Raw genomic sequence first — 1487 nt, 5'->3', positions numbered from 1 at the left:
GGCGACTCTGCCGTCACGTTTGGCCAGCTCAGCGCGCAGGAGACGGCATTGCAGTCGGCGAGCGTGGCGTATGTCCGACGCGATGTGACTACGGTGGCGTTGGCATCGAGTGCGGGACTCATTTTGGCGGACGGCTTTACCGCGACAGGTCAGGGCAAGCCTTACGAAGTGCGTTGCGCGTATCCATTCGCAATGCCGCTTGCCGCAGACGCAGCATCGCATGGCTGCAACGTGATAAGTGACACGCAACCCGCACCACCCACGCCACCCGAATGGAGTTCGTGCGCGGGGCTCGGCGTGTCCACCGTGCCCGGCTGGGTAGCGTATTTCAGCGCACAGGGAAGCGATGTCGCAAAGCAATGTTCGCTAAGCGCAACGATAGCGAGTCAATTCAAGGCAAGTCTTGAGGCGCACGAGCAGGTATCGGCGGATCTGGCGGACAGCCCGACAATGCTGCTCCTCGCGGCCTGGGATCCTGCGAGGCCCGAGACGATTCCGTTGCAGGCGTTTTATTACGACGTCGCCAATGGCGGGCAACTCACGCAGGCACAACGCTACCAGAGGCAATACTTCGATGCGACAGGGCAGTGGCTGCCCATCCTGCGCATGGCGATGACAGGTGGCGTGCCTACGGCGTTTGGCTTCGATGAGCGGGATCAGTTGGACTATGGCATTGCATTGGCGCAACGTCTGAATGAGCGATTCGGCGATACGTCGCCGTGTCCGCGTGATCAGGCGGCGTTTATGTGCAATGGTGTGATTGTCCGGGTGACGGGGTACGGCACCGGATTCCATTCATGGAATCCAAGCCCGACGGCCGTCCGGCTTCATGGTGTGTCGATGACTTACATGCGTACCGACGCTCACATTTTCGATGTCGCGCACGGGGGCGGCGTAGGCCTGATATTTTCGCCATTCGGCGCGCCGGTGCAGACGCCGCTTGTCGCGCGTTGCATGTTTCCGTCCGATGGGTGGACCGACCTGCGAGCAGACAAATGCGGCATGCGGTCGATTCCGCAGAGCGCGCCATGCGCGCAACTCGGCATTACCACCTTGGAGGCCTGGCGAGCCAACTATGTCGCGACGGGGTATGACTACCAATGCTCGCTAGGGGTTGATAAGGACGCATTCGATCTCAGCCTGCTTGCGCGAACGACGTTCCCGGCAACGCCACCCTATGAGGAGTGGTGGAATGAGCTCGTCGTCGCGCCGTGGCCGCAGGATGTCCCAGAGCAGATTCCGCTCGAGGCTGTCATGTACACGAAAGAGTCGGCGGACCTCCGTGCTGGCGCGCGCTACATTCAGAACGACTACTTCAATCAGACGGGGCGGTTCCTGCCGATCATCAAGGTCGACATTCCAGGCCACCCGCAGGCGCCGTTCTCTTATACGCCTGGGGATCAGGGGACAGCGAATTAGCACACGCGGGGCGTGGGTCGACGGATGACCTGTCAGAGTTGACAGTTGTTGCGCATGATGAGCGGATG

General features: G+C 61.1%; 1 protein-coding gene. It reads left to right on the top strand.

What is annotated here, in order from left to right; all coding sequences use genetic code 11:
• Nucleotides 1-1419, top strand: a 1419-nt coding sequence (locus ACIPHM_RS24580) for a hypothetical protein (protein WP_400334309.1), incomplete at its 5' end; no start/stop codon positions are given.
• Nucleotides 1420-1487 lie beyond the last annotated feature (68 nt).

It is taken from the genome of Pandoraea sp. NPDC087047, from assembly GCF_044745225.1.
Lineage (GTDB): Bacteria > Pseudomonadota > Gammaproteobacteria > Burkholderiales > Burkholderiaceae > Pandoraea.
The sequence above is the reverse complement of the archived record's forward strand: the minus strand, read 5'-3'. Positions and strand labels throughout refer to the sequence as shown.